General features: G+C 42.0%; 19 protein-coding genes. 15 read left to right on the top strand and 4 right to left on the bottom strand.

What is annotated here, in order from left to right; translation table 11 throughout:
* Positions 1–67 precede the first annotated feature (67 nt).
* Entirely contained in the window at positions 68–2,728 is a 2,661-nt protein-coding gene (locus V7O62_RS08000) for an AAA family ATPase (RefSeq protein ID WP_406655721.1), read from the bottom strand.
* Positions 2,725–4,236, bottom strand: a complete 1,512-nt coding sequence (locus V7O62_RS08005; RefSeq protein WP_406655722.1) for a metallophosphoesterase — start codon at positions 4,234–4,236, stop codon at positions 2,725–2,727. Before V7O62_RS08005 ends, V7O62_RS08000 begins: the two co-directional genes overlap by 4 nt.
* Before the next feature lie 163 nt (positions 4,237–4,399).
* Here V7O62_RS08005 and V7O62_RS08010 point away from each other — a divergent pair, with 163 nt between their 5' ends.
* From V7O62_RS08010 to V7O62_RS08060, 11 genes are all read left to right on the top strand, one after another.
* A complete protein-coding gene (locus tag V7O62_RS08010) occupies positions 4,400–4,867 on the top strand; it encodes a hypothetical protein (RefSeq protein WP_406655723.1) in 468 nt (155 codons plus the stop codon).
* Position 4,868: 1 nt separating this feature from the next.
* A complete protein-coding gene (locus tag V7O62_RS08015) occupies positions 4,869–5,486 on the top strand; it encodes a hypothetical protein (RefSeq protein WP_406655724.1) in 618 nt (205 codons plus the stop codon).
* 18 nt (positions 5,487–5,504) lie between these two features.
* Complete coding sequence (locus tag V7O62_RS08020) at positions 5,505–6,368, top strand: hypothetical protein (RefSeq protein WP_406655726.1); 864 nt, start codon at positions 5,505–5,507, stop codon at positions 6,366–6,368.
* Positions 6,365–6,838 (top strand): hypothetical protein, encoded by a 474-nt coding sequence (locus tag V7O62_RS08025; RefSeq protein WP_406655728.1) that lies wholly within the window; start codon positions 6,365–6,367, stop codon positions 6,836–6,838. The genes V7O62_RS08020 and V7O62_RS08025 overlap by 4 nt, the downstream gene beginning before the upstream one ends.
* A gap of 13 nt (positions 6,839–6,851) precedes the next feature.
* Positions 6,852–7,640 (top strand): hypothetical protein, encoded by a 789-nt coding sequence (locus tag V7O62_RS08030; protein ID WP_406655729.1) that lies wholly within the window; start codon positions 6,852–6,854, stop codon positions 7,638–7,640.
* Between the two features lie 18 nt (positions 7,641–7,658).
* Positions 7,659–9,131, top strand: a complete 1,473-nt coding sequence (locus V7O62_RS08035; RefSeq protein WP_406655730.1) for a hypothetical protein — start codon at positions 7,659–7,661, stop codon at positions 9,129–9,131.
* Positions 9,132–9,400: 269 nt separating this feature from the next.
* Positions 9,401–10,366, top strand: coding sequence for a hypothetical protein (locus V7O62_RS08040; RefSeq protein WP_406655731.1), 966 nt, complete (start codon positions 9,401–9,403; stop codon positions 10,364–10,366).
* Positions 10,363–10,875 (top strand): hypothetical protein, encoded by a 513-nt coding sequence (locus V7O62_RS08045; RefSeq protein WP_406655732.1) that lies wholly within the window; start codon positions 10,363–10,365, stop codon positions 10,873–10,875. The genes V7O62_RS08040 and V7O62_RS08045 overlap by 4 nt, the downstream gene beginning before the upstream one ends.
* Entirely contained in the window at positions 10,863–11,324 is a 462-nt protein-coding gene (locus V7O62_RS08050; RefSeq protein ID WP_406655733.1) for a hypothetical protein, read from the top strand. The genes V7O62_RS08045 and V7O62_RS08050 overlap by 13 nt, the downstream gene beginning before the upstream one ends.
* 2 nt (positions 11,325–11,326) lie before the next feature.
* Positions 11,327–11,770, top strand: a complete 444-nt coding sequence (locus V7O62_RS08055; RefSeq protein WP_406655734.1) for a hypothetical protein — start codon at positions 11,327–11,329, stop codon at positions 11,768–11,770.
* Positions 11,754–12,485 (top strand): hypothetical protein, encoded by a 732-nt coding sequence (locus tag V7O62_RS08060; RefSeq protein ID WP_406655735.1) that lies wholly within the window; start codon positions 11,754–11,756, stop codon positions 12,483–12,485. The genes V7O62_RS08055 and V7O62_RS08060 overlap by 17 nt, the downstream gene beginning before the upstream one ends.
* A gap of 115 nt (positions 12,486–12,600) precedes the next feature.
* Here the strand turns inward: V7O62_RS08060 and V7O62_RS08065 are convergent, their stop codons facing one another.
* Positions 12,601–13,494, bottom strand: coding sequence for an SdrD B-like domain-containing protein (locus tag V7O62_RS08065; RefSeq protein ID WP_406655736.1), 894 nt, complete (start codon positions 13,492–13,494; stop codon positions 12,601–12,603).
* A gap of 281 nt (positions 13,495–13,775) precedes the next feature.
* On the bottom strand, positions 13,776–19,295 hold the full coding sequence (locus tag V7O62_RS08070; protein ID WP_406655737.1) for a VWA domain-containing protein: 5,520 nt from the start codon (positions 19,293–19,295) through the stop codon (positions 13,776–13,778).
* 202 nt (positions 19,296–19,497) lie between these two features.
* Between V7O62_RS08070 and V7O62_RS08075 the strand changes: the two genes are divergently transcribed.
* The 4 genes from V7O62_RS08075 to V7O62_RS08090 are packed head-to-tail and all read left to right on the top strand — an operon-like array spanning position 19,498 to position 21,925.
* On the top strand, positions 19,498–19,971 hold the full coding sequence (locus V7O62_RS08075) for a hypothetical protein (protein ID WP_406655738.1): 474 nt from the start codon (positions 19,498–19,500) through the stop codon (positions 19,969–19,971).
* A 1-nt stretch (position 19,972) separates the two neighbouring features.
* A complete protein-coding gene (locus tag V7O62_RS08080) occupies positions 19,973–20,587 on the top strand; it encodes a hypothetical protein (RefSeq protein WP_406655739.1) in 615 nt (204 codons plus the stop codon).
* A gap of 13 nt (positions 20,588–20,600) precedes the next feature.
* On the top strand, positions 20,601–21,452 hold the full coding sequence (locus V7O62_RS08085) for a hypothetical protein (RefSeq protein ID WP_406655740.1): 852 nt from the start codon (positions 20,601–20,603) through the stop codon (positions 21,450–21,452).
* Complete coding sequence (locus V7O62_RS08090; protein ID WP_406655742.1) at positions 21,449–21,925, top strand: hypothetical protein; 477 nt, start codon at positions 21,449–21,451, stop codon at positions 21,923–21,925. The genes V7O62_RS08085 and V7O62_RS08090 overlap by 4 nt, the downstream gene beginning before the upstream one ends.
* The last annotated feature ends 8 nt before the right edge of the window (positions 21,926–21,933 follow it).

The raw sequence follows: 21,933 nt of genomic DNA on the forward strand, positions 1-21,933 counted from the left end.
TTGCAATTGTCATTTTTCTTAGCTTGTACACTTTTTCAGGTCAAAGAATCCTTCATGAATCTTAACACTATTTGGCATAAATTGATGAGCTGTTGGAAATCGGATCTTTCTCTACCATAAAAACATGATCTGCCGAATCAATTAGTGAGTCATCATGGGACACCACAAGAATCTGCCCCACACCGATATCACGCATCATATCTATCAGTTTTATAAGCTGTTGAACATGGCCCCGGTCCAGGAAAACTGTAGGTTCATCCATTATAAGCGGCGGAAGCCCCGATTCTTCCCCTGACATCCCAAGTGAAAGTAAACGATATATGGCGCACCTGAGTACCAAATTGAAGATGGCCCTTTCCCCACCACTCAACAGTTTAGGTTCAAGAGGGGTACCATCCTTCTCAAATACTGTCAGGTTGTATTCATGGTCAAGCCTGATATGAGAATATGCATTGTTGGAATACATGAAAGCAAATATCTCGTTAATAAGCGCATCCAGGATGCCAATGTTGTTTGAGCGCAATTGTGCACGCACCCTCATGTACATTGCTTCCAGTCCTTCAGCATCTTCATAAACCGCATTCAGGTAAGCAGATTTATTCTTGAGCACCTTAAGCATCTTTTTGAGATCTTCGAGGCGCTTTAACTCACTTTCAACCATCCCGGCCTGCTTTGTCAGTCCTTCTTTTTCCGTTGTTAATTTTGCAATCTCGGAATTTATATTTTTGAATGCAACCTCATAATCCTTAAGCCGGGACTCAAGTTCAGCAATATCAAGCTCACCCATCTGCTCCCCTAGCTCATTGAGATGAATCTTCTTCTCAGCAACCTGGCTATCAAAAAGAGATACCATCTCCCGGATACCTGTTATCCTTTCCTCCATTTTACTGATATCAGACAAAGTCTTTTCAATTTCGATAAGGCTTTTTCGTACATTCCTCGCAGTTCCAAGGAGCTCAAGGGACTTTTCATGTTCTTTGTGAGCTTCTACAGCATCCCGTTCCAGTTGAGAGAGATTATCTTTAAGCTTTAATAGTGAACTCTCCAGGGATATTTTCTGTGAAAGAAGTTCCTCTTTCTTTTTTTCGTTGTCCTCGACATGAGATTGATATTCTTCTAACATCTTTTCCTGGTTAGACAACTGGTCATTGAGAGATTTGATTTCACGTGCCTTATTCTCAATATCTGTTTTATGCACTCTGGCTTTCTTTACCCTGTCAAGCTTTGATTCCAGGTCTTCCTGCTTCTTTTTCAGAGTGGAGAGCTCCCCAGCAAGTTCTTTTTCCTTGAGGGAATCGGCCCGGGTAGTCTCTTCGATAGCCGATCCCTGAAGATCCTGGCTGCAGGTAGGACACTTTCCCTTGCTCAGTAATTCCTCTGACCTTTTGATATTTCCACGCAGATCGGTCATCTTCACTGAGATTTCCCTCTCCTTTCCGTGCAGGTTCTTTAGTTGATCATTGACCAAGTCGAATATCTCTTCGATGTTTTCGAGTTTTTCAGGCGTGAGAGCCATAGATTCGATAGACAATAATACTGCGGATCTTGCTGTCTCGGCGTCTTCAATCGTCTTTTGTATCTTGTGGACCTCTGCCTCCACAGAAATTATCTTTTTCCCTGTTTCCTCACCTGACCTTTCCAGCAAACCTGCCTGTTTCCTGTTCTCTTCAACGGATAAAGACAGACCTGATAACTCCTTTTCACAAACCGCTTTGTCCTTAATGATGCTGCTTAATTTGTCCCTCAATGTGCGCTCTTTGCCATCAAGCTCTACGACCACAGTCTCAATATCATCACCAGTGACACCTAGTTTCGAGCGCATCTCATCGATTTGCTTTTGCGTCTTTTCAAGGACATCCTTCCTGGATGCAATATCCCCGGACAGGGACTCTATCTGGGCATAAGCTTTGGATTTCTTCTCGCCGAAATCTTTGATCTGTGCCTGGACAGCACTTTTTTTCCCTGCAAGTTCCCTGAACGAAGAGATCTTTTTCGAAACCTCATCTTTAAAGGAAAGGGCACGGTCCCTTTTTTCATTGAGGGAAGAAATGGAATTTTCCAAATTCTTGGAACGTGAACGTAACTCTGCCAGCCGTTCACCGGGTTTTGAATTTTCAATCCCCTGAATATCGGCTGTCACTTCCTTGATGCGCCTTTCGGCATCTCTCTGGTGGCGACCAACACCGATACGTGCTCCGGATGCCCGCTCCCGGTATTCTTCCAGTTTACCAAGCCTTAGCAGGTCATCGATCATCTTCTGCCTGTCCTTGGGCTTTGAATTGATCAGGACATCAATCTCACCCTGCCTGATGTAAACGCAGTTCCTGTAGGCTTCCTCATCCATATTCAACAGTGACCTGACAGCTTCATAGGTGCGTGATGCCTGGTCGAAAATTATCTCCCCGTTCTTTTTGAGGATTGCACCGGTATTGGAGGCACGGCCTTTTTCCGGGTCGTTCCTGAAAGTCTGTTCAATGTAATAATCATGCCCGTTCTGCTCGAATTCAAGTAAAATGGATGCCTTTGTAGCACCCTTGCGTATGATATCAGAGAGAACAAATTCCTTATCAAGCGTTTTGCTCCCGAAAAGACAGGTAAAACAGGCTTCAAGCAGGCTGGATTTTCCACTGCCGTTAACCCCCGAGACTACTGTCACACCATCTTCGAAGGATAAATCCAGGTTTTCATAACTCCTTATGTTTTGGATTTTCAGCCTTTTTATCATCATAGGTAGTCACCAAGATTGTACTGCCGGGGTTTATGATCGATCTCCTCCTTTGAAGAAGAACTTTCATCAGAAGGAGTTTCATCTTTTGTTACCTCATGATCAGTTGTACTCTTTACAGATGTCTCATCCTCACTTTCCGAATTAAGTGTATCTTCTTCGTGATGAGATTCTTCCTGCGAAACCACTTCCCCTTCCGCAGGAGTAGAAGACTCTGTACAAGTAACGCTTTCATCCCTGTAAATCTCACTCATTACCTCAGTGTTTTCAGCAGGAATGGCATCGACATCGACATTAACCGCAGGTATTGACACTTCACCGCTTTGTCCATCGGACATCTGGAACTCATCCCGGCCTACGGACCTTATGACAACACTTTCCGAAAAATCAGTATTATCTATCAATTCCCCAATCCTTTTTTCAACTTCAGCATCTACCTTTGTCTTTACAACCTTCGAGTCCCTTACAATCTCGTCAATCAGGAGTCCACCCTCGGTAAGATGCATTTTCCTGATTTCTTCCTTTACCGCATCATCAGGGTCTGCAAAGGAAACATGCATCCGGGCATCATCAAGAGATACCTCCCCTGTCCTGAGGTCTTTTATTCCGGGCACGAGGGCATTGCGGGAGAGCAGGAACTTTTCAATTTCACTAAATGTGACTTTGGCCGTCGGGTCTCCGGATATATTGACAAATGTGATCTTATCTTCAATGTCATGTTCCTTTATGGCTGAAAAAATCTCAGTGTAAGCATCCGCATCCCCCTCAAGATGAACAGGAATGAAAACAAAGTCCCTGGTAGGGATTATACGCCTGCTGATATCAACTCCTTCCTCGTTGACAGTAATAATATTGTAAGAACGGGGCTCGCGTTCGGAGGTGCTGTTACGTTCGGTACTACCGCAATAAGTCACCCAGGCATCATCCACTTTGATGATCTCATGTTTGTGGTTATCTCCCAGAAGCACTGCATTTACATCAAATGGAAGGGAGCCAATTACCTCATGTACGTCCCATTCCCCGAAAGGAAAAGGCTTCATAAGCTGGTGCATCACAAGCAGGTTATGCTGTGCATCAGTAACCGTGCCATCAAAAACGGAATAGTCAAATAAAGGGATGCGGGATTTGGAAACACAGTCTATTCCGTAAATAGCCACATTCCCAAGCCTGTAAGGCGTTGCACCAAGCCGTATAACAAGCCCCATGCTGCCATAAAGGTCCAGCCATTGGGTACTCTGTTTACTCTCGTGGTTTCCAACTATTGCCAGCAACGGAATCCCGGCGTTTTTTAATCTGGAAAAGAGCTCCATAGCCCCCAATATGTCATCCAGTGTCGGGTTCCTTGAATCAAAAAGGTCTCCTGCATGCACTACGGCATCAGCTTTCATTTCAATAGCATCATCTATCACTCTTGAAAAAGCATCCATGAAATCCTGTCTGCGCACTTCACTTTGATACTGGCGATAGCCTAAATGCGTATCCGCGGTGTGGATAATCCTTATCTCATCCATCAGGAGGTATGATACGCACTCTCCGTTTTTAAGATTGCCCGTCTCCGGGTTTATTCCTAGGAAAATTTTGGCATGGGCCCAATTTTAATATAGAGTCTACTCATCCCGATTATAACATACCTTTTGTTTATATATTATTGATTACTATATTGAAGTAAGAATTATGGATAGCAAAGGCCAGATCACCATAGATTATCTTATCAGCATCACAGTTTTCTTATTCGCCGTCGTATTCGTGTTCAATTTCACTTCCGGGATTTTTACACCTTTCCAGTCCAATTCTGATGAAGTCACGCTTATTGCCGATCGCGTATCGACTACTCTTGTCGAAAAAAGGCTTAACGCCGGAGATGAAAGTACCCCTAACCTTGTCAACAAGACAGAGATGGACAATTTCTTTACCGAACTTGATGGGAACTACGACCCACTTATTGACTCTCTGGGTATGAACGGCAGTTACCTGCGATATGACCTTAATGTTACACTGGAAAACAGTACTGATGTAATAGATGCAGCTGGAAAACGAGTTCCGGCCGGTGTGAATGTCGGACAGACCAGAAGGGTCGTCCTGTCGAAGGATGACATTTCAGGAAATACCGAAACCCTCGTTATGTCATTCAGGGTGTGGTAACATGAAGGGAAAAACGTCACCTGAATCCGCGGCGGAAAACTCTGCTCAGATGCATACGCTTGAAGCTATTGTTGCCTCCATGATAATGGTCGGCATAATCATATTCACAATCCAGGCAACATCACTTACACCACTTACATCCTCAACAGCCAATGCCCATATAGAAGCACAGCTTCAGACAATGGGACAGGATATGCTCAGTGCGCTTGCATATTCCGCATACGGACAGGATTCACAGCTCAAAAAAGACATACAGAACTGGGATGGAACAAAATATGTATGGAATGGCTCTGGCTACCGTTCAACAGATTCACAGAACAAAGGCCTTCAGGACAGTTCACTGGCAGATGTCCTTAAATTGATAGCAGTTCCAAGGGGAATTGCGCACAATGTCCACTTTAGCTGGGTTACAGATGATGGGATTATGTCAGATGAACCATACATCTACAACGGAGACCCCTCTGATAATGCAGTGATAATCTCAAAGAAAGTAGTATTATCAGACAATGATGTAGGCAATAAATCTGTTTTTACCGCAGATACCGGCATCCCTGATGCTGATAGTAGCACTGATTTTTACAATATTGTTAACGTTAAAATGACGCTTTGGAGAATGTGAATTCCGGAAAGTGATGACATGAAAAAACTTGATGATTCCGCACAGTTGTTATTGATCGCAGGTTTTGCAGTGGGTATCGGCATAGTAGTTCTCACGGTGATGCTCAATAATGTGATCTATGCAAGCAATATCGCTTCGGAATCCAGTATCGACACTTCACGTTACGATATAGCAAATGCCATCCAGATAACAACCGAAGCACATGAAGATGCCTACCAGTATGCCATAAAAGGTGGCTCATTTGATAATGATTCCTTTGTAGAATATCTTGGAAATTATACTGATAAAGCATCATCAAATTACGGGATTTCAGGCCTGACATTTTCCTGCCGGAACAGCAATCTCTCAAAAGCGTACTTCACACAGAGCGGACTTGCAGACGGCAAAGACGACTGGACTCTTGTAGAAAATATAAAAATCACAAACTTATTCGCACTTTCAATTCCAGATACATCCGAACTCGGCAATGAATCCAACAGAGTCACGATACAGGCCATCAATATTTCAGGAAATACATTGTGGTCAATGGAATTTTACAATTCAAGCGGAAAAATCAATATCACCATCTCGGACCAATCATCAATCATCGGGAACTACCAGAGTAATACCGGAGAAATAAATATAACAAGCGACCTGATAGATGGATCGGGAATCATCCCAGGGTTCCGTTTCTCAGATCGTACCGCAGGAAAGGAATATTCGATAAATATCATAAACGGAAGCCATGCGATTGGAACATATTTCCTGTCAGGTAATCTTTCAACAGACCAGCCTTTCACACAGGCGCGATACTGGGTGGTAAACCCCACAATCACAATGTCTTCCAGAGAAATGGTAATCAACAGAACGATCCCCATTTCACTGCCAGGAGGAGTTCAATGAGAACGCTGGCAAAAGACGAAAATGCAGTTTCCCTCTCGATAGGTTTTATTCTTACATTTTCAATTACGGTACTGGTACTTGTGATCATCCTGACATCATTCTACTCATTGATGAATCAGGCAGAACAAACTGTCATGCGTGACGAATTCGAGATACATGGAAATGATATCGCAGTAAAGATTACAACAATTGATACAATGGCAGGAACTGCAATAAGGTCGGGTTCAAGTGTTGGAGAGATAAGATATGAGATCTCGCTCCCCGATAAAATTGCAGGAAAAGAATACTCTATTGAGTTCTCCAATGCGACAAACGAAATGATTTTTTCCTCGGAAGAAAGAGATGATACCAGGGTAAAAATACCATTTTCAACTGAAGATACAACCCTTCTTTCAACAACCCTTTACAGCTCAAAAGGAGAATACCGGATAAACTACAACCCGGCTGCCAATACTATAGAGATAAACTGAAAGTGAAAAACATATGACTAGCAAAGAGGACAAACACAAGGATCTTAACTTATCCGAAGAAGGCCTCACAGAGGTACTTGATTTCACGATTACTCTAGGTGTTATGCTCTTAGCTGTGGGAATGATTGGAGTTGCCGGATACCCGATGCTCGAGAATATGCAGGAAAGAGGACATCTCGAGAATATAGAGCAGAGTTTCTCAGTCCTCAAACCTAACATGAATAAAGTAGTTTATGGAAAAGCGCCTTCACAGTCAGTAGAACTTAAGATGCACGGAGGAATGGTTTCTGTCACGGGAACCAGCTATATGAACGTGAGCGTGCAGACATGGAATGAATCGACATCTTCCATAGAAGTGCTGTCTGTTGAGAGACAACTGAGAATGGTAGAAAACAAATTTGAGGATACTTCAATCGGCTACGAGAACACCGGAGCATGGGCAAAATATCCTCAGGGAAGTTCCATAGCTATATCAAAACCTGATTTTGCTTATAGCGAGAATACATTTTTGATACCAATGGTAACAATCGCCGGTTCCAAAGGAATTTCAGGATCGGGACTCATCAGGGTAATTTCTGACGGGGGACAGTTATCGGTTGCAAGACTGGAAAATGTTTCACATGTAAACATAACAATGGCGAGTGATTACTACGACGGATGGGAAAAGTTCCTGAACGAATCGATGGAAATGCAGATAGTAGATGTTGATACAGCCAACAATACTTTTGTTGCCAGCAGGGACTACAACCCGAATATAGACGTTGTGATCACCATATCACCTATGAGCGTAACAGTAGAATGAAAAAGGATGTGACGAATTTTGAAAAACCTGCTTGGATCAGAAAAAGCTATTTCTGCCGTTGTCGGATTGCTCATTATCCTGATGCTTACTGTTACATCCATAAGTGTGATCCTGCTTTACGCAACACCTACGATTAGTGACATGCAGGATATGGCAAACGCCCAGAGGGTAGAGCAGGCTTTCACGGTATTTGACTCAAGAACAAGCAAGGTAGCCCTGGGAGAATCTCCAAGCCAGACAACCTCATTTTCTATCATGGAAGGAAATGTAGAAGTAAACGGTGACAATGCTTCCTATAATGAAAGCAGCATAGTTATTATCTGTGTAGACATGAATGCCTCGTGGTATAGCAGTTTTCAGGGAAGCAGACATAGATGGGGAGCATGGGAACCGTATATTAGCTGGAGTGAAATGAATGAATTCAATGCTTCTATGGGCAGCATAACCTACACAAAAGAAGACAGGATAATCGGATACGAAGGTGGCGGCATTTGGTCAAAGTACCCCACTGGCAAGGCAGTTATGATATCACCTCCGGAATTCCACTACAACGGCGAGACACTCACATTACCCATCATGACAGTTGTCGGAAATGAGGGATCAAGCGGAACAACCGATGTGGATGTCACTGTCAGTTCCGATAATATGCCAACTGTACTGTATCCCAACCCTTCGGCAGATTCCAAGAGAGTCAATCCACTTAACTCGGATAAAGTTCTCATCTATATAAAGAGTGAGTTCTATAACGCATGGGCGGACTATGCAAATTCCCTTGCGTATACTAGTGCTGAAACAGATGATGCAAATGAGACTGCCATTGTAGAGCTGGAAGTAATCCCTGCAATGGGAAAAGATAGACTGAAACAGGCTTTCAAGGTAGGGGCAGTAAACCAGTCAAACCCTGCACCAATATACAATTTCTCTCTTGACCTTGAAGCAAGGGCTTCTGCAGGGCTGAATCCCAGCAACTACAGGATAACTGCATCCTCAGGCACAAGGAAACTAACCTATACACTTGCGAAGAAAGGAGGTGCAAACCAGCTAATCATGAGTGTCATCTACGAAGACACAGCCACCGGAGGAGGAGTTGAAACATGGGATGGAATGGATATTTTCCCTGTAAGTGGCAAACAAGATGATCAGGCTGCTGAAGTAGACCTCTTAAGTCAGACATTTACCTTTGAGTACGACGAGAGCAGTGATTTTTCATGGGACAATAATAGTTCGTTAGGTATTGATCCGGATATCGCCTATACCAACGGTGATACGACATCACTCTACAACCTTACCCAGCATTACATGAAGCTCATCACAATGGAAGGATCAGTGATTTTCGTTCTAGATCATCCCGGCAGTGGAAAAGGCAAAGGAGGAGGATCAGACCCTGTAGATTATGATGAATCCACCCTGACCCTTTACTATGACGGCATGCCGGGCAGTATAACTTACCTGCATGTGAGCAGGAACGATCTTATGGCATCCTTAGCATGAGGAGTTGATGGGAAAGACAAATATGTCAGCATTAGTTTGCAAAGTATTTTCTTTTCAGGAGAAGAAGCATCATATTTTCCAGACATATTGCAATAGCTCGATTGCTAGAGGAATTGTGCAAGTCGAAGGATTTAAACTCAATTCCCAACTCATCTGCTTTTTACAAAAGCATATCAAGAAGACATAAAACATTCTATGCGGAATGGTAGCCTCAAATTTTTCTGTGCAAACAAACCATTTTTATATAATATTATATATATACATATAAAATGATGGATGAAGATGGGCAAATTTCAGTAGATTTCCTTCTTGGAATTTCATTGTTCCTTATTGCACTTACCTTCACGGTTCAATTTATTCCGGGACTTTTCATTCCCGGCTCCGCAGGAGAGAGCAGTCTTGACTATACAGCTTATCGTACATCTGCCGTACTCGCCGAAGATACAGGATGGTGGGGCAACAGTATGACAAGTGGAACAGAATGGGAAGAACATCCTGACGATATTCTCAGAATAGGTCTTGCGGTTGATGATGATAATACTTCAAAGTTAACCAATACTCCCAATCTTTTGTCAAAAAATAAAATTGAACGGATGATGCTGGTAAATAAAAGCATACTTGTTGAGAAACTTGGCCTGTACAATAACGTCAACGACGCAATTTTCTCCTATGGATACAATATTTCCATCACAAGGGACAATGTGCCTTTTGTCCTCAACAATACGGCTATCCAGAGAGGAGAAACAATCCCTGTTGACAGAGAGATAGCAAAAATAACACGTATAGTCCTGGTGGAAACCGGAAATGCAGCATACTTTGATGCAGCCGAACTTACAACAAAACATGCACCACCATCTGAAATGGCTATCCTGAACGTCACTGGGCCATATAGTGACAACATAACGATACAGATTGGCAGTTTTAATGTAACCGGAACAAATCCAACGTTTGAGAATATCACATTGAACGGTACTACTCTTGTCGCTTCCTCAAATTATACAGCATACAAAAAAGCAGGCTGGAAATATTCAACATTTAACGGGAAGCTGGATAGTACGGATTTATTATGCCTGGAATTCAATTACAGTCTTTTCAACACTAATCAGACACATCAGCTGGAATTTATTTTTAACAATGTGTCTTTCACTCAAAGCGCTCCTCCCACATTGGAGTATAGGGACAGGAACGAGATTCTGTATGAACCTGCCTATCTTACTGTGGAGGTCTGGCAATGAACGACAGGGCACAGCTTCACACACTTGAAGGTCTGGCTGCAGCAGTACTGATGACATTGACAATGCTCACAATAGTCCAGAGTACAATGATAGTCACTCCTCAAAACGAATTGTCCATGACTGTCCAGCTTGAACAGGTATCATCCGACGCACTCGCAGTACTTGACATGGCACCGGACACAGCAATTGAGTACAACCTGACTGAGTGCATTGCAGGCTGGGACATGAAAGAATCAAACGTTACAGGAAACAATCTGGACACCCTTGATGGTGAACTCTCATATCTGCTGTCGGGAACACAATACAATGTAGACCTCTCATATTTTAAGAACGGCGTTTTAAGCAAAAAGCAGGTAATAATCAACGGCGCACCGACTGAAGATGCAGTCGTAGTCAGGCGTCTTGTAGCTCTTACCAACTCAGATGTTGTTAGTTCAGGCGGATCGTGGAACATAGCAAATGACGAAGTATTGATTGTGGAGGTGAAACTAACAGCATGGAGAATATGAAAGAGGATACAAGCGGGCAATGGATAGCCCTCTCCGGACTGGTCATATCTCTAATAATCATTAGTCTTGCAGTGCTGGCCAACCAGGCCGTCATTGCAGGTTATTATTCATCTGATGCAGCTCTTGAATTTCCTAAAGAGAATATTCGTGAGCTAAACCTGCAGACCAGGGAAAATGCAAAGATAGCGAAGGATCTTTCTTACAAGATAAACGGAACAACTAATGAAAGTTTACAAAGCATCTATGAAGATATTTTTAACAACTGCAGCTCACAAATGAAATCACTTTACGCAATTCACGGGGAAACCGTTGATGTTACAATGGTAGGAATGAATTATTCAACTATCAATGGAACGAATTCTTCCGAAATCAGCACCCTGAAAGTAGATATTACATACCTTAACGGAAAAAGCCGCTATGTCGCAAATCCTGAAATAATAGAGGTGTGAAAATGAGAAATATATTAAATGATGAACAGGGAGTTTCTGTTTTACTGGAATACATCTTGCTTTCAATTATATGCATTTCTTTTTTTCTGATGATAAGTCTCAATGCGGACGAGATATTCATAGAGCGCCCTAACGATGTCGTGATGGAGAATGAATTCAGTGACATCGGAAATATGATGAGTACTATGATAACCGACATGTACCTTATACTTCCCGCTAACGGAGAAATAGAGACAGGGTACAGAATACCTGCAAGAGCAGGAAGTGAAGAATATACAATCAACGCGGATGTTGCAATTACAGACCAGATAATAGAAGTCTCTTCATTATCGTCGGACAAAAAAGTAAGAGTAACCATCGGCGGAATAGCTACGACAATGCCCATAAACGGGACTGCTTCAAGCAGCTCCACAAACCACATGATCAGCTATGACTCGAGAAGATAGAAATAATGCTGCAGTATCCGAAGCAGTTGGATACATTATATTGTTTGCAATTGTAACGTTGTCAATGGGTGTTATCTATGCTGTCGGATATCCTGCACTACAGTCGAATATGGATGCAAACGTGTTTGAAAGTGCAGAGCAGAATTTCATAGTACTTCAGGGTAATATGAAAAAAGTTTCCTTTGACCAGGCCCCTGTTAAGATACTCAAAGTAAAGCTTCAGGGAACTTCTATTTCAGTAGGCAACGGTTCGTCGATCACTATCAGCTATGATAATAATACGATTCATAGCTCCATCGGGGATATAGAGTTCCTGAAAGATGACAAGGCCATTACTTATGAAATGGGGAGTGTTTTTAAACGATATCCTCCAAGAGGCATGCTTATGGTATCAAAACCTCCCATGTACATAGATACCATTAATAACGTCAGCATAACAACTATCGGGATTGTGTCAGTAACCGGGGATACAGGAATGGCAGGAAGAGGAATTGCGACTGTTATGATGAAACACGGAGCAAGTGAAATGAATATGTCATCCGGCCTGACCGATGTCACACTCCAGATCAACAGTACATATGCTCCCAAATGGAAACAATACCTTGAAGAAACAGGATTCGAGATAACAAACAGTACTGATTCAACGGTTTCTGCCCGAAAGAATGAAACAATACTTACTGTTAGCAAGCATATCGTATATGTTGAAATAACTTAAATTTGACCATCATTCCATTTGAGAAAAGCGTTCTCTTAAATGGAAACACTATTTTTTTTGCATTCTGTATCTTGTAGAATAAATTCAAAAATAAAAAGAAGAGAAGGAGTATAGTTTACTCCTTCCTGCGCTGGAACACAAATGCCAGACCAAGGATTGCAGCCATTGGCAAAGCAATTGTTGGGAATTCAGGTATTTCCTCATTATGAGTGAAAAGACCTGCATCTATAATTTCGTTGTATTCTCCTGCTGAAAGATCAAAACAAGGCGTTACTCCGCCATCTCCTGCATCACTGTCACTTGCAGGATCACCACCTTGGCCATAAGGAGCGAAAACATATCCATCTGGCAGGATGAACTTCATATAATAGCTGCCGGGCAGAAGCCCTGTGAATTCATAGAATCCTGTTGAATCAGTGTTTGTAGAAGCTACAAATTCCCCCGTACAATCATACAGTTCAACCGTAACACCTTCAGTTCCTGGCTCTCCCTGATCTTGTACACCATTGTTGTTCACATCCTTCCAGACAAAATTGCCGACACTTGCGAGTTCATACATGCCAGCATCCCACTTTTTATAAAATCTAGCTCTCCATATCTTGAATTTTTTTGTCTCACCGGTTGTGATGTTTACATCACTGTCAAGATAATCATGTGTACCCTGATCCTGCGAAGTAAAAGCATATCCTTCAGGCAATTCAAATTGAAGATGATAACATTTTCTGTATCTCACTGAAAAGTTGTACTTGCCATCCTCATCAGTTGTCGTGCTCTCAATATAAGAAACGGTGCCATTGTTGTAATGTCTGAATAACTTTACTTCAACACCCTCAATACCAGGTTCACCGTCATCTTGAATGCCATTTAAATTCAGATCGTTCCATACTTTATCGCCTACATGGCAAGCAGATGCTTGAAACGTAAATGCAATCAAAACAAATATTGTAAATAGTGCTACTCTGGCAACTTTGCCAGGAAAACTTCCAGTGTGTATATCCTTAGTAGACATGTGTACCACCAACATTTCGTATGGTGGTTGTTGACTATGTTACATATAAATGTTTAGTAACTAGATATTTCTTAAGAGCATCATTATGATGATATAGGCAAAATATTGAATAATTGAAAGAAAAATGACTTGCATTTATAGGAACAAACATGAAAAACTGAAAAGTTTCAGATCGAAAAACAAGCTATTTTCGACATCATGCCGCACAAAAAAATAGATGGTACAGTATAATAGACCCTAAATAAATGAAGAAGTCAGGAAATTGTGCTGCACAATTTCCTTCAACTTATAGTTATCATTCCCTTTGGCCTGACAACCAACTCATCGCTTACCTGAATCATATCATGAGGAGGATTTGGGTTGTAAGCGTATGCAGTAATGTAGGCTTTTCCTGCAATTGCACTATTGAAACTAACCTTATTTCCTGAACCTACGACGCTAATATTCACCGGATTCTCATGATCATTGAAATAACCAAGGCTGGTGTAAAGATGCACATACGCCAGACTATTATTACCTTCTATGTCCTTAACAAATACGTTAATTCCTGTAGAATCACCAATGAGCATAATCCTCTCATCAGGAACCACGTGCAAAGAACCAAGATTATACGAAGAACCATTAGCATGGCTTCCACCCATGCTCGCACCTCCAGCGGCAGGTACGTAGACTTCAACGATTTTTCCGGAGAGATCAGTATATGTAACAGTTGAATCAGACATTATTACTGGAATATATCCTTCACCTTCTACAATCAACTGATACCATATACCCCATTTGTCTCCCGGCTTAAGGTTTGGTAGTTGCCACTCAAGAGACGTCTTCGAACCGGAAGTGTTGATTGTAGGTTCAGAACTGGCTGTACCCGGATAGGAAGGAGATGTAAACAGAGTTTGATTACCAGTAGTATGATTGCTGCTTCCACCAACATACGTAACCTTTCCACTATAATCCTGGGATATATAGTTGTACGGAACATTTATGTTCAGTACCGGTCCCTGGGCACTGAAATTAGTCAGCTGGCTGGCGATGCCTACGAAGATATTCTCCAGTACGCTTGAATTCGGAGCGAAATAATATTCTCCGCCGGTCAGGCTGGCAATTTCAGCCAGTACGGGGTCAACCTCCGACTCATTATTCCCAAAACCTACCGTATAGATCACAGTACCATTGGCGTCTGCCTTCTGAGCCTCCTGAAGAATAGAATGATAACCTGCATTATCAAGGCCGTCTGTCATCAACACAATTGTAGAGTTTCCAGCAACAGAGGATAGTTCATTGTTTGCTAAAAAGATACCTTCATCAATAGCCGTAAGACCATCTGCCGTGATAGTATCAAGCGAATTCTCAAGATGTGGCAATGAATCGTTTTCCAGAGTAGACGTCACTTCAGCCGTCCACTCAGTCCATGAGACAGTTGTCATTGGTGATGACATACTCTGTGAAAACACAGCTACATCGAAGCATTCATAGTTATCAGTTGAGCTGGATTCAACCTGCAAAGCATCACCCCATGTAGAACCATCCCATCTCTGCACATTTATGTCATCAGTATTATCGGAGGTCATCAGGAATATTTCATCTGAAGCACCATTGGATGTCAACTGAACCCACCTTACATCCCCACCACCAATACTTGATGCTGATGATTCGGAGCTCCATGAGGAACCATCCCATGTTTTGTACTTAGGTGTTGAGCCACCATCACCCCATACAACCATACCTGTCCCGCTTGATTGTTCATAAGCAACATCCATTGCCCTTCTGCCATAAGTTTCGGTATAAGTTTCAATTCTGCCTCTGGATGTCCATGAGCTACCATCCCATGTATTATTGTAAACATCATATCCCCGATCCTGGGAAACCATTATGATATTGTTTGAATTCGGATCTGCTGCCATTTTTACCCAGTAAACTCGCTCACTCAGGGAAGAATCTATATCAATAGCACTGCTCCATGAACTACCGTTCCAGATGACATACTTCACATCATTATCAGTTCTATCTGACCAGACAACCATTGCCCTGCCTGTGCCCTGTTCGTAGACAACATCAAAGCACTTGTAGCTTGTTGCCCTGGCATTATTTGTTATTGTGGTAGAGTTGCCCCATGAAGAACCATCCCAGACCTGGGCACGAATATCCCTCTCATCATCAAGTGTCACGAGTATGATTTCATCAGAGTCCGGACTGGATGCAAGTTCCAGCCAGCCAACATCTCCAGCACCCGGGTTTGTACCAACCGTTGCGGACTCACTACTCCATGAATTACCATCCCAGACCTGATAGCGTGCAACCCCATCATTTATGTTCATATCCATGAAAGCTACAATTGCATCACCTGATACCTGCTCATAAGCGATATCAAAACCTCTTCTTTCATAGGAATCAAGGTTGCCTGTCACCTGAGTAGCAGAACTCCAGGAGCTACCACCCCAAACCTGGAGATTAACATCACGGTACTCATCAGAAGTACCAAGAATCATTTCACTACTAACAGGACTTGCTTCCATTACTACATAACGTGGTCTTGCACCAACATAATTTGCAGACTGTTCATTAGACCATTCCGAACCATCCCAATCTCGATATTTAGGAGTGGAACCTCCTCCATTGCTATCATAATAAGCCATCATTACAGAAGACTGGGAATTTGAGCTTGAGACATCTATGGTGAACTTGGTATCTGCTCCTGAACTGGAGTTTTTGATAACTTCAATATAGTATGTTTCACTGTTTGACAGGGAACTATTTACCATTGCAAAGCCTGTTCCATTTGAAGAACTTAGCAAGTCAACACCATCATAAAGATTTACATTAAGAATTGCACCATCATCCCAGGTGACATTGAAATTGTGGAAAGCATCACTTTCTGCAGCAAAGTATCCAACCCAACTACTATTGTCATACACATAGCTGGTCTGGTTGCTAGTGCTATTTACAGAATCGTAACTATAAAGTACCAGACCTGCCTTGTCGCCCGTAACTTCATCGAAGCTTGTCATGAAAGCATGTGAAGACAGGATAGTGGCACTTTTCTTATCAATGTATGTGGATACATCGAACGATTCAGTTCCACTTCCTGATTTCGATACCTTCAATGTCCAGTTCCCGTTTTCCACATAGTCATCATCGGTGTCCGGATAAGTGTATGACAGAGGATGTATCCAGATATATTCGGAGCTTTCGGCAGTTTCGTTCGGATAATATCCGGTGGTATCATTTCCATCTCCGTATATCCGACCCGATGGACTTTTCAACTGGATGTCCAGATTCTTCGCCGAATCAGTCCAGTCCAACTGCACTTTCAGGTCATTGATAGTCTCATTTATTAGGAACGTAGTTTCATAGGAATCAACTCCAGATAGTGAATTTGAGAAAGTATAATCATAAGGTGTGAAACCTTCAACACCATATTGCACCTCACTTATATCGTAGTCACTTATTTCCTGTACAATAGAATAATAGATCGCATCTAATTCTGCACTTGTTGGTGCATTGTGGTATTTACCACCTGTTGATGAAGCTATACTTTGCAACAACGATTCATCAAGATAATTACTGGAACCCAGACCTATTGTATAAATATTTATTCCGTTTGCATTCGCAACCGCTACAGCAGTTTCACCATCTCTGTCACTGCCTGCAGTGACTTTACCGTCCGTCAAAACTATCATAACTTTGCGGGACTCTGAGCGACCGGCAATAAGAAGCTCATTAGCATCGGCCATAGCATCGCCCATAGCCGTACCACCATCGGCAGTGTATAGATCGATTGCAGAATCTACCAGGCTCTTGTTAAAAGCACTATTTAATAATGTCAATTCTAAATCTTTAGTACTACTACCACTGTAAGAAACCACACCCACCAAGGCATTCGATGCAAGATTGTTCTTGAATGCTTTTGCTGCACCCTTGGCATCTGTCAATGGCTGCTCAGGGTCAGTACCCAAATATTTCATACTTCCTGACCTGTCTATCACCAGAACAACATCAAGAGGATCACCTGCATAATAATCAGGATCCATACTTCCTGAGCGATCAAGAACAAGCATTGCACTTGCAGCCGGTCTGTAGATAGGTAGTTCACCTTCTATCGATATAATTGTAGTTATATTGATTTTTTCACCGGTGTTTATTGTTGAAGAAGGGTCCACTTTAAGGTCTACACTGAGGAAAGGTTCAGCTTTGACAGCAACCACAGTAGACGAATTTACATCACCGGATGTTGCCGTAAAAGTTGCATTTCCTGAAAAATTGCTGCTTATGAAAGTGGCTTTAACCTTTCCGTCTGAATCTGTAGTCACATTGATAAGATTTGTTGCATTGATTCCTTCAACAGATAGGCTTCCGAATGAAGTGTCAGTATTATTAAGGACAATATCAATATTCGGCAATGTATGTCCCCATTCATCAATTGCAACAATAGAAACGGTTGATTCATGGTTTCCACTCAAATTCTGTGCCAGCACGGCATTCGGTACCGCATACATATCTATACGCGAAAGATTACCTCCGACAAAATAAATGTCAGTTGTATTGAAAATACCTGTTAATCCGGTATTGTTCTTGTAAGTTGCCGTGACGCTTACATCTTCAATGTAAGGAGTTGGACCTACAATCATGCTGGCAACACCCTGATCGCTTAGTGGCACTATCACACTATTGCTATTCAGTGAGAAGTAAACCTGTTCCTCTATTGGGGACACCAGGGGTATCTTCGGATTTGAAAACTGGTCTGTAGGCTTGGCTGAAAGGGAATATGAATCTTCATTGTTTGCCAGTACCGTTCCGGGGGAATAAGACAGGAAGAGATCTTCCACATCATCTGCAGTACCGGTTACGGTGATATTTTGTTTAATGCTAGTGCTTACTGCCGACACCTCAATTAAATTTGATCCTGCACGCTTATCGGTTATTAACTGGGTGGAGAATGACCCATCAAGGGCTGTGAGACCACTGCTGTCTGCAATGTAGGCAGAATTATACTCCGTTGGACTATTGTAGATCGTATCTGCGGGGGAAGTGACCGAGAAAGCTATGTTCACCCCTTCAACAGGATTATTGAAAACATCATATATGCTCACAGAAAATGAGGAACTGGTGTTTACGGTGTATTCATCGTTGTATGCCATGACCATACTGTGGGGATCAGAAGGCTGCACTTGAAGATAGCTCAAATTGCTTGCAGAGCCAAGAGATGCACTAATGGAAATGTTTCCGGCTATTGTGGAATTAATGCTCAATGTAAAATTAGGGGTGCTTCCTGCAGAATCCACTGATGTGTAGACTGATTCGTTAGCAAAAAGAGAGGTTATTGTGGATGGAGTGCCTGCAAGATCAATATCATGGACAGTATTTCCAAAAACGTCATGTATGAGGATGTTAAGTTCAATGTCTTCACTTGAATTAATATTGCCAAAAGCATCTAATGGTGTAAATGTAAAGTTTGAGACATTGCCTGCTACTTCAGTGTGGCCACCTGTGATCATGATCGAGTTTACAGAAAGTGGGGAGAAAGTCACATTAGTGGAGTTATAAAAGCCCCCGGAACTTACATTGATGTCTGCAACCCCGGAAACCGTAGAGTTTAGCGTCACCTCGACAATTCCTGAAGAGTTTGTGTAGTTCGACGGCAAATTAAATAAACCCAAACTAGTCGTGAAATTAACAAGTGCATTATTTTCAGGCGTCGAATCGTTCATCACCAATACACTGATATCTACCGGATCTCCTACATTGGTCTCATTGTTAATGGGCAGGATCACCACGTCCAAGGCTAAGGCTGACACACTGAACATTAAAAACAAAGAAATGACCAGAAAGATTTTTTTCGAATACTTCACTTAACGCACCCCTGAAGCTTTTTTAAAAACACCATTGTTGAATAAAATATTGGATATATCTCCAATTAAATATAGATAATACTATTATGAACAAATATATATAATAAGCGACCAAAATATTCGAATGTAACTAATACACAATTGATATTATGCGCTCATGAACAACAATGCCCAAATGCACATAGATTACCTCATCGGTATTGCAATATTTCTGGTAAGTATAATTTTTGTATTTTCATATACAACAGGTCTTTTCACTCCATTCCAGTCCAACTCAGACGAAGTTACATTAGTCGCTGACAGGATATCGACAAGCATAATCGAGCAAAGCATGAGCGCAGGGAATCCCCGGACCCCAAACCTGCTGAACGGTACAAAGGTTGATAATTTCTTCAGTCAGGTGAATGCAAATTATGAAGGCACCATCGATTACTATGGTATGAATAGCTCGTTCCTGAGTTACAATCTCAACATCACAATGCAGAACACATCATCGGGAACAATCGACTATTCTGCGGGCAAGGTTCTACCTCTGTATGGAAATATCGGCCAGACAAAGAGAATAGTGCTGGTTCAGAATGAAAGCACTGGTGATGAATACCAGGCAATGTTAGCCATAAGAGTGTGGTAACATGAAACTTGGAAAGTACCTTTGGGAAATGAGAAATGATGCTTCAGCCCAGCTACACACCCTAGAAGCTCTCATGACTCTCATAATCATTACGGGAATAATAATTTTCACTGTCCAGGCAACTTCTCTCACTCCCCTTACATCCTCAACGGCAAATGCCCACATAGAAGCACAGCTTCAGACAATGGGCCGGGATATGTTGAATGTGCTTGACCATTCCCACTACGGGCAGAATTCCAGCCTCAAAGAAGACATACTGAACTGGGACGGAGAGAAATATACCTGGAACTCAAAAACATACACATCTGAGGCAGGAAATGACCTTGCCAGCAGTTCAACTGCCAGAATTCTGGAATCTGTGATTACTCCCAAAGGCATAGCACACAATGTAGAATTTGCTGTGATCGGTAGCACAGGGACAATTATGACCCTGCCTTACATATACAACGGCGAACCTTCGGATAATGCGGTAATAGTTTCGAGGAGAGTGCTGTTGTCTAACTCAGATATAGCTGATACTTCCCAATTCAGATCCGATACAGGCATACCTGATGCCGATACAAGTACGGATTTCTATAATCTTGTTGATGTGAAGATGACATTATGGCGAATGTGAAACAGGTGTTAACATGAAAAGACTGAACGAATCCGGTCAGATGATATTGATTGCCGGTTTTATTGTCGGAATAGGCATCGTAGTTCTGACTGTCATGCTTAACAACATCGTTTATGCAAGTAACACAGCCTCAGATTCCAGTATCGAGACAAACGTCTTTGATTATTCCAACGTTGTACAAATCACCGTCGAAGCCTATGAGAAAGCTTATGCAGACTCAAATGGCGGATCAGACAATGCCAAATTCAATGCTTACCTGGCAAACTACTCAGAAAAAGTTGTAAAGAGCTATTCATTCTCAGGATTCATATTTTCCCTTGATTCAGGAACACTGCAGGATGCTTATTTTACGCAAAATGGTCTGAGTGACGGAAACGATGACTGGATAGTTGTCGAAAGGGTTAATTATACAGATTCATTTTCCTTATCCAGGCTTAATGCATCCACTCTGGGGAATGAATCAAACAAGTTTGTAATAGAAATTAATAATCAGTCAGGTACAATCTGGTCAGCCAGTCTGTTCAATTCAAGTGGTGACATCAACCTCACTGTGTACGACAGCAGTTCCATACTGAATTCTAAAGACGGTACGTTTATTGACATTGATATTATAGGCAATGAGATTGATGGAATTCCATTCAATTTTTATTTTTCCGGTCAAACTTCAGGAGAAACTTACAGCATCAAATTCATAAATGGAAGTCAGGCAATGGGTACATTTCTGACATCAGGCGATCTAGTTAACGGAGAGCAATTCTACATTGAACGAGTACATATCGTCAATAGCACCATGAAACTGAACAAGAACGGACATCTTGAGATTAATTCGACAATACCTATTACGTTACCAAAGGGGCAGATATGATCCGGCAATTCAAAGATGATGAGAGAGCGATATCCGTTTCCGTTGGTTTCGTGTTAACCCTGGCTATTACAGTAATAACTATGGTAGTTGTGATCAGCTCTTTTTACGATATGATAGACAGGGCCGAACATACAATAATGAGAGACGAATTTGAGATACACGGTAACGATATGGCATTACAGATATCGAACATCGATACTGCCGTACAGATAACCAAGAATGCAGGAGGGGAAGTAGGTAGTTTTTTCTTTGAATTACCACTTCCTGATGAGATCGCAGGCCAACAGTATTCAATGGAGATATCGAACCAGACTAGTGAGATCATATTCGAGTCCCACGGGAAGTATGCTACCCGGGTAAAAGTACCCTACAAGGTACATGAAACCGAAGTCGCGTCGGTAAAACTTTTCAGCGGATCTGATGATTTCATATTATACTATGATCCTGACACGAACATGATAGAAATCGATTAAACCGGAAG

This window comes from Methanolobus sp. ZRKC2, from assembly GCF_045291185.1.
In the GTDB taxonomy this organism is placed as follows: domain Archaea; phylum Halobacteriota; class Methanosarcinia; order Methanosarcinales; family Methanosarcinaceae; genus Methanolobus.